Raw genomic sequence first — 8,092 nt, 5'->3', positions numbered from 1 at the left:
CTGCCAGCGTGTCAGCAAGTACTGGAGTGAGCGATCCTCTGGGAACACTGGCTCGCCGCCTCCCACTCATACACTCATTCAAAGAGCCCACGAGACGCGGTGTCTCGTGGGCTCTCTTCATTTCGAACCAGACCTCGATGCTGTCACGACGCCGACGCAGATTCGATAATCGCTTGCGAGTCCGCGCGCGAACGGACGGGAGACCGTTTCGGGGGCGAAGCGCGTCTGATCGCGATGACAGCCTCCATCACCGTTTGAACCACGACACAGCGACGTTTAACCCGATTAAATCGGGTTAATCCGGGAGAAGACGGCCTGAGCGAGTTCCCTTTTTATAGGGTAACCGTCGCAAGGAGCGGACGCAATGAACGCAAAGCGAACACTCACGATCGCCTTGGTGATCGCAGTCGTCGGGATGGCCGCGTTCCCGATGGCCGCGAGCGCCGCGTCCCTTTCGGTTGCCGTCGATCAGCAACCCGAGACGGGCGAGGCGGTCGTCACGGTCACAGACAACGAAACCGCGGTCGAGAACGCGACCGTCGAAGTGACGTCCGACACGGCGTACGCCGGCAACGACACGTACGAGACGGACGCGAACGGAACGATCACCCTGCCCAACCCCGACGAGACGGTAACCGTGCAGGTGAACGCGACGGCCGACAACGCGACCGCGAGTAGTGAAGTCGAACTGGTGCCCCACGAGGAGTCCCTGGACGTCTCCGCGAGCCAGGCCGACGACGGCGCGGCCACGGTGACCGTCACGCAGTACGACGAGGCGGTCGAAAACGCCACCGTCGAGGTCTCGTCGGATGCGAACTACACCGGTAACGGGACGTACGAGACGGACGCGAACGGCGAAATCGACCTGCCTGAACCCAACGAGACGGTGACGGTGCAGGCGGACGCGACAGCCAACGGCGCGAACGCGAGCGGCGAGTTCGGACTCGTTCCGCTCGAAGATTCCCTGGAGGTCTCCGCGACCCAGGACGACGACGGATCGGTGACCGCCGAGGTCACCCAGTACGGTGACCACGTCGAGAACGCGACGGTCGAGGCCGAGGGTGACAGCAACTACTCGGCGACGGCCACGACCGACGAGAACGGCACCGCGACGTTCGAACAGCCCGAGGACGACCAGAACGTGACCGTGACCGCGCAGGTCGACAACCTCACCGCGGAGACCACGCTCGCGGTCGACGGGTCGGCCCAGCTCGAAGTCAGCGCCGACCAGCGTTCGGACGGGGTCTTCGTGACGGTATCCCACGGTTCTGATGCCGTTTCCAACGCGACGGTCGACGTCGCGGTCGACGGCGACGGCGACTACTCGGGGGCCGGCACGTACGCGACCGACGAGAGCGGCGAGGTCGCTCTCCCGCTGCCGCAGGAGAACGTCACGATCAGCGTGACCGCGACGGCCGACAACGAGACGGCCACGACGACGACCGACCTGACCGTCGAGTTCGTCGAGGAGGCGGGCCCCTTCGGTCAGGCGGTCTCTCAGTTCGTCAGCGCGCTGCAGTCGGCCGGCCTCGACGGCCCGCCGGGGCAGGCGGTCTCGGACTTCGTGACGGGGAACAACCCCGGCAACGCGGATAACGCCGGCGCCAACGGCGCGGACGACCGCGACGAGGAGAACGAGACGGCGGAGAACTCGACCGACGAGAACGAGACGGCCGAAGCGCCCGGCAACTCGGGTAACGCGCCCGGCCAGGCCGGAAACGGTGCGGAACAGGCCGGCGACGCGCCGGGGAAGTCCGATGAGGACCCCGGCCAATCCGGCGAATCCCCCGGGCAGTCCGACGACGCACAGAACGAATCGGACGACGCTCCGGGCCGATCCGATGACGCGCCCGGACAGTCCGGCGACGACGACGCCGAAAACGAGACCGACGGGGATGCCGAAGACGAGAGCGACGACGCGCGAAGCGGTAACGGAAACGCCGGTTCGTCCGGTAACGGCCCCGGCGGGAACGCGGACGAAAGCGACGATGAGGACGAAAGCGACGATGAGAACGAGAGCGACGACAGTGGGTCAGATGACGCTCCCGGCAACTCGGGTAACGCGCCCGGCCGAAACTGATCTCCGACCCGGCCCTCGCCGGCGGTAGAACCAGACGAAGATAGCGACGTTTCGTTTCTCTTCGATGCTCGTCGACCAGCGGCAGCGCTCTCACTCGGATTCCAGCCGTCGGGCGAGTTCGGCCCTGTCGACGCCGGATCGTGCGGCGACGCGGTCGAGATCGACGTCGAACCGTCGGCAGGCCGCGACGGCGCCGACGGCGACGAGCGCGGCGTGCGGGTCGTCGCCGCCGGGAGTCCACGCGTCGGCCGCGATGGCGGCGCTGTCGCTCGCGTCGAGCGCGCGTACCGCGACAACGCTCGCGAGCGCCGCTCCGAGGCGGTCGACGGGCGGGGGGGTCATCCCTGCTTCCTCGCGTCCGTCGGTTGGGCCGCGTCCGTCGGTCCGGTCGCGCCCGCCGGTTCGGACTCGTTCGAGCGCGCCGGCGAGCGCGAAGTAGCGACGGGGATCGGAACCGCCGACGAGCGCGCGTTCGACCGCGGCGTCGACGACGGCGTCGAGCGCGTCGGTCACGGCTTGACGGCGGGGTCGCGAAATTCCGTCCTGACGACCGTCTCGTCCGGGCGGAGCGTGACGCGGCCCAGCGTGACGGTATCGCCGACGGACGCCTCCTGCGCGATTCCCCGGAGCGTCGCCTCCCGGTCCAGGCGGTCCCAGACGGTCCGCTCGACGAGCCGCTGGAAGGCCTCGGGATCAGTCCACCCCGAGTCGATGTCGGCGGGCACGTGGACGACGAACTGGAACTCGGCCTCCGTGACGTGGATCCCGACGCCGAAGGTGTCGCCGTCACCGCCGCCGCTACGCCCTGATCTACCCGCGTTTCCGTCGTTACCCGGCGATCCGTCCGCATCGCTACCCGACGGTCCGCCCACGTCGTCGCCGCGACGGTCCTCGGTGTCGTCCATACGGGCTCGTAGGCGGCGGCGCTCAAATACCCTGCCGATGGCTGTCGTGTCACGCCGATCTGACGGGGAGCATATGGCGAAAGGGGGCACACAGCGCAACGATCTGTGCTATGTCATCACTTCACGACGAGGAGCCGGATAGGACCGCTTTTGAGCGACGAACGACTGCGAGGAGTCAATGAGCTACAAGATCGGACTCGTCGGCAAGCCCTCCGTCGGCAAGTCCTCTTTCTTCAACGCGGCGACGATGAACGACGTGCCCGAGGGCGCGTACCCGTTCACGACTATCGACCCGTCCGTCGGGGAAGCGTACGTCCGCGTCGAGTGCGCCGCGCCCGAGTTCGACGAGACGTGCACGCCCTCGGTGGGCTTCTGCGACGAGGGCACGCGGTTCGTCCCGGTGAAGCTCGTCGACGTCGCCGGACTCATCCCCGGGGCCCACGAGGGGAAAGGACTCGGAAACCAGTTTCTGACCGACCTCAACGAGGCGGACGTGCTCGTCCACGTCGTCGACTTCTCCGGAGAGACCGACCTCGAGGGCGAACCGACAGAGGACCACGATCCCCGCGAGGACATCGACTTCCTCGAGAACGAACTCGATATGTGGTATCTCGACGTCTTAGAGAAGGGGATCGAACGGTACCGCTCGGGGTACGAGGGCGAGGAGAAGAAGATCGAGGAGGACCTCGCAGAGCAGATGTCGGCGTTCAAGACGAACAAGGACGAGATCAAGCAGATTCTGCTCGCGACCGAGGCGGGACTCGATCCCGAGGCCTGGGACGAGGAGATCAAAGAGCGCGTCGCCCGCGAGATCCGCAAACGGACGAAACCCATCGTGATCGCGGCGAACAAGATGGACAAACCCGCCGCCCAGGCGCACTACGACGACGTGACCGCCGACCCCGACTACGAGCACCTGACGTTCGTTCCCACGAGCGCGCACGCGGAGAAGGCGTTGAAGCAGGCCGGCGAGGCGGGCGTCGTCGACTACCAGCCCGGTGCGTCGGCGTTCGAGGTCGTCGGCGACCCCTCCGACGAACAGGCCGCGGGTCTCGAACAGATCCGAGAGTACGTCGAGGCCTTCGGCGGAACGGGCGTCCAGGACGTCCTCGAATCCGCGCTGTTCGACGTGATGGGCGCGATCGCGGTCTTCCCGGGGAGCGCGAACGGTCGCAGCGACTCGCAGGGCGTCTTCCGCGACTGCTTCATTCTGCCGGAGGAGTCGACGACCGAGGACTTCGCGTACCACCTGCATTCGGACATCGGGGACGGTCTCCTCCACGGGATCGACTGCCGCTCGAACCGGCAGGTCGGCGCCGATCACGAACTCGGCCACCGCGACGTCGTCGAGATCGTCACCACGAACTGACGCCGTCGGCCGTTCCCCCTGGGAGCCGTTCGCGACGCTCCTCGCCTCCGGGGGGTCGGCCGTTCGGCCGGACCTTCTTGACCTCCCGGACTCGACGATAGCTATGAGCTACGACGACGTCCGGATCGGCGCGTTTCTCGACGACGTCGCCTCCGAGCGGGTCGCGCCCGCGGGCGGCACCGTCGTCGCCGTTACCGGCGCGATGGGCGCGGCGCTCTGTGAGATGGCCTGCATCCACACGATGAGTGCCCGCGACGCGGTCGACCAGACGGTCCGGAACGGAGCGGACGGGGAGGCGGAGCGGCCGTTCGAAGCGATCCGCGGTGATCTCGCTCGCCGCCGACGCGAGCTGCTGGCGCTGGCGGAGCAGGACGCAACGCTCGTGGACGAACTGTTCGGCAGCGACGCCGGAGAGCCGACGGACCGGCTCGAAAAGCGTGCCGCGGGCATCCCGCTCGCGACCGCGGAGTCGTCGCTGGCGGTTCTGAACGCCGCCGCCGTCGTCGTCGAACGCGGCCGTTCGGGCGTCGCCGCCGACGCGAGAGCCGGGGCCTACCTCGCCGACGCCGCAGTCCAGGCGTCGCTTTCGACTGTCCGAGTGAACGCGGCGGCGCTCTCGGACCGTTCGTTCGCCGAGACGATGGCCGCGCGTGCCGACGCGCTCTCGGCGTCTGCCGCGGACGTCCGCAGCGAGGTCTTGGGGAGCGATCACAGCGTCCGCAGCGACCGCTAGCCATCGAGGCGGTCGTCGATGGCGGTCCAGAGCCCGGTCCACGCCGCATTTATATCTACCCATTGATACGATGGAAATGACTAATAGGGCCCCGGGCGGTGGGGTAGACAATGGACGGTCCGATTCGGGTTCTCTACGTCGAATCCGATCCACAGTTCCGGGAGTTGACAGTCGATTCGCTACAGCGTGCGTGCGATCGTATCGACGTCGTGGCCGAATCGCATCCCGACGACGGACTCGCGAGGGTCCGAAACGGCGAGATCGACTGTATCGTCTCCGACCACAGGTTCCCGGGGACGACCGGCCTCGACTTTCTCGACGCGGTTCGAGGGGAGTCCCCGGAGCTCCCCTTTATCATGTTCACGGGGACGGGCTCCGAAGCGGTGGCGAGCAAATCGATCTCGGCGGGCGTGACCGACTACTTCCAGAAGCGAGGGGCGTCGGGACAGCACGCGCTGCTCGCGAACCGGGTCGTGAACGCCGTCGAACGACAACGTGCGGATCAGCGGGCCGAGCGCCGCAAGCGCCGACTCGAAACCCTCATCAGTAATCTGCCGGGCATCGTCTACCGGTGTCGGAACGAACCCGAGTGGCCGATGGAATACGTCGCCGGCGAGACCGACGGCCTCGTGGGTTACCCCGCGGAGGCGCTCGAGACGAACGAAGTGAACTGGGGTCGAGAGGTGCTTCATCCAGACGACCGAGAGCGAGCGTGGGAGGAGGCTCAATCGGCGATCGACCGCGGCGAGCCGTTCGAGTGCACGTACCGCGTCGTGACGGCCGACGGGGACGTACGGTGGATGTGGGAGCGAGGCCGCCCGATCGACGACTCGGAACTCGACGCCGGAGGCGGCCAGAATGTCGGCGAAGGTGGCGAGCAAACGACGGCCATAGAGGGGTTCATCACCGACGTCACCGACTCGAAACGCCGCAAGCGGGAACTTCGACGCAGCGAACGGCGGTTCCGGGCGATCTTCGACGATCCGAACCTGCTCGTCGGCCTCCTCGAGACCGACGGTTCCATCGAGGAGATCAACCAGACCGCGATGGAGTACGTCCGCCTCGACCGCGAGGACGTGACCGGCGAACCGTTCTGGGAGACACCTTGGTGGACCGCGGAGACACGCGATGACGTGAGACAGTGGGTAGCGCTGGCGGCCGCGGGCGAGTACGTGAGTTACGAGACGACCCATCCGAACCCCAGAGGGGACCCGATCACCGTCGAGGGGTTCTTTAGGCCGGTGATGGACGGCTCGGGACGCGTGACTGCGATCGTGGTGTCCGCGCGGGACGTGACCGCTCGACGAGAGCGCGAAGAGCGGCTCCAGCGGCAGTACGAACGGCTCGACGAGTTCGCGAGCTTCGTCTCCCACGACTTCCAGAGTCCGATATCGGCGGCCCGCGGCCGGCTGGAACTCGCTTTGGAGACGGACGACGACGCCCACGTCGAACGAGCGATCGACGCGGTCGAGCGGATCGACGAACTCCGAACGGACCTCGTCGAGACCCTCCGGAGCGGCGAGATCGTCTCCGAGCCGACGATCCTCACGGTCGACGACGTGTTCGAAACGGTCTGGGAAACGGTGGATCCGCCGGTTGAGGCCTCGTTGACGGTCGACAGCGCGATCGAGATCGCGGCCGACCGCGAGGCGCTGCAGCGACTGCTCGAAAACCTCGTCCGGAACTCCGTCGAACACGGCGGCGGCGACGTCGACGTTCGGATCGGGGATGTCGACGGCGGGTTCTACTACGAGGACTCCGGCCCGGGGATCGATCCGGAACTCCGCTCTCGGGTGTTCGAACCGGGGTTCTAGACGAAACGCGACGACGACGGGACCGGGTTGGGACTCGCGAGCGTCAGGCAGATCGTGTCCGCCCACGGCTGGGACGTCGACGTCGGCGACGCACAGCGGCTGGACGGCGTTCGATTCGAGATCCACACGGAGTGAGACGCGTTTGTCGATCCGCACGCCGACTGCCTGCCGTCCGGTCGTCTCCGCTACTCCCGAAACTGCAGCCAGGCCTCGTAGTATCGCTCTTCGTACCGGATCAGTCGGGGTCGGTCGGGGTCGACACCGGCGTCCTTTTCGACGTTCCCGTCCAGGTACGGTCGTCGGTGAATCGCGCGGAGGACGGCCTCGTAGGCGTCCGAGTACGGGTGTGACTCGCTGTACCCGTCTCGCTCCGCGGTGCGAAGGACGTCGTGGGCTCCGCCCGAGAGATCCGAGCGCGAGAGCCGCGCATCGAGGTGGCCGGCACGGAGCACCCGCTCCATCTCCTCGGACGACGCCGCGACCGGTTCGACGGTCGCACGATGGACGGGCTCGTGGAAGCGTTCTCGGGACACCTCGATCCGGTACTGCCGGTCGCGGTAGCGGACGAACGAGGGGGCCTCGTCCGTCAGCAGTTCGCTCGTCTCGACAGCGGTTTCGTCGCGGTAGACGTATCCGCCGCGCTGTACCAGCCCCCACGGGGCCCCGCCGCCGTTCCCGCGGGCCCGGGCGGCGAGGTGCGCGACGTGAATCGCCGTCTCGTCCGCCTCCGGAAGCCGATCGGCGTCGACGACGACGTCGGGATTGCCCCCGTTCCCGGCGGTCTCCGTCTCCGTCGAGGATTCGCTCGAATAGAGCCGCAGCACCGGCCGGGTCGTCTCGACCTCGTCGATGACGACGGAGCCGAGCCGATAGTACGTCCCGTCCGCCTCTGCGTACTTCGGGTCGTCAGGAGTTGAGTAGAACGGTTTCCGGTACTGCGTGGTGTACGCCTCCCCGTCGAGCGCCGCCTCGAACGCCGCTTCGTCGCGCTCGGAACGGGTCTCCGCGAGGTCGATCACGAAATCTTCCCGAAGGGTGCTTCCGCGTCGGGTCAGCATCAGTTCGAGGACGCGGCCGTCGTCGTCCGCGCCGGCTCGGTCGAACACGCTGAGGCAGCCGGCGGTGGCAGCGAGCGCTGCGGTGGCTACCGTGCCGAGTACTCGCCGTCTGGAGGGTTCTGACATCGGGACC

The 8,092-nt window shown here is 67.4% G+C and carries 7 protein-coding genes; 4 read left to right on the top strand and 3 right to left on the bottom strand.

Going from position 1 to position 8,092, the window contains the following annotated elements:
- The first annotated feature begins 364 nt into the window (after positions 1–364).
- Entirely contained in the window at positions 365–2,080 is a 1,716-nt protein-coding gene (locus tag NO876_RS14875; RefSeq protein WP_256422450.1) for a hypothetical protein, read from the top strand.
- A 90-nt stretch (positions 2,081–2,170) separates the two neighbouring features.
- Here the strand turns inward: NO876_RS14875 and NO876_RS14870 are convergent, their stop codons facing one another.
- Together NO876_RS14870 and NO876_RS18160 are read right to left on the bottom strand one after the other, a co-directional pair.
- Positions 2,171–2,593: a hypothetical protein gene (locus NO876_RS14870; protein WP_256422449.1), complete on the bottom strand. Its 423-nt coding sequence runs from the start codon at positions 2,591–2,593 to the stop codon at positions 2,171–2,173.
- The gene (locus NO876_RS18160) at positions 2,590–2,985 is read right to left on the bottom strand and encodes a DUF8124 family protein (RefSeq protein ID WP_305882980.1); all 396 of its coding nucleotides are present in this window, start codon (positions 2,983–2,985) and stop codon (positions 2,590–2,592) included. The genes NO876_RS14870 and NO876_RS18160 overlap by 4 nt, the downstream gene beginning before the upstream one ends.
- 178 nt (positions 2,986–3,163) lie before the next feature.
- Here NO876_RS18160 and NO876_RS14860 point away from each other — a divergent pair, with 178 nt between their 5' ends.
- From NO876_RS14860 to NO876_RS14850, 3 genes are all read left to right on the top strand, one after another.
- Positions 3,164–4,354 (top strand): redox-regulated ATPase YchF, encoded by a 1,191-nt coding sequence (locus NO876_RS14860; protein WP_256422448.1) that lies wholly within the window; start codon positions 3,164–3,166, stop codon positions 4,352–4,354.
- A gap of 103 nt (positions 4,355–4,457) precedes the next feature.
- On the top strand, positions 4,458–5,087 hold the full coding sequence (locus NO876_RS14855) for a cyclodeaminase/cyclohydrolase family protein (protein ID WP_256422447.1): 630 nt from the start codon (positions 4,458–4,460) through the stop codon (positions 5,085–5,087).
- A 110-nt stretch (positions 5,088–5,197) separates the two neighbouring features.
- Complete coding sequence (locus tag NO876_RS14850) at positions 5,198–6,901, top strand: hybrid sensor histidine kinase/response regulator (protein ID WP_256422446.1); 1,704 nt, start codon at positions 5,198–5,200, stop codon at positions 6,899–6,901.
- A gap of 185 nt (positions 6,902–7,086) precedes the next feature.
- Here NO876_RS14850 and NO876_RS14845 read toward each other — a convergent pair whose 3' ends face one another.
- Positions 7,087–8,085, bottom strand: a complete 999-nt coding sequence (locus NO876_RS14845) for a hypothetical protein (RefSeq protein ID WP_256422445.1) — start codon at positions 8,083–8,085, stop codon at positions 7,087–7,089.
- Positions 8,086–8,092 lie beyond the last annotated feature (7 nt).

The organism is Halobellus rarus, from assembly GCF_024494595.1.
Lineage (GTDB): Archaea > Halobacteriota > Halobacteria > Halobacteriales > Haloferacaceae > Haloquadratum > Haloquadratum rarum.
Note: the sequence above shows the minus strand (reverse complement) of the source record. Positions and strands in the feature narration are given on the sequence as shown.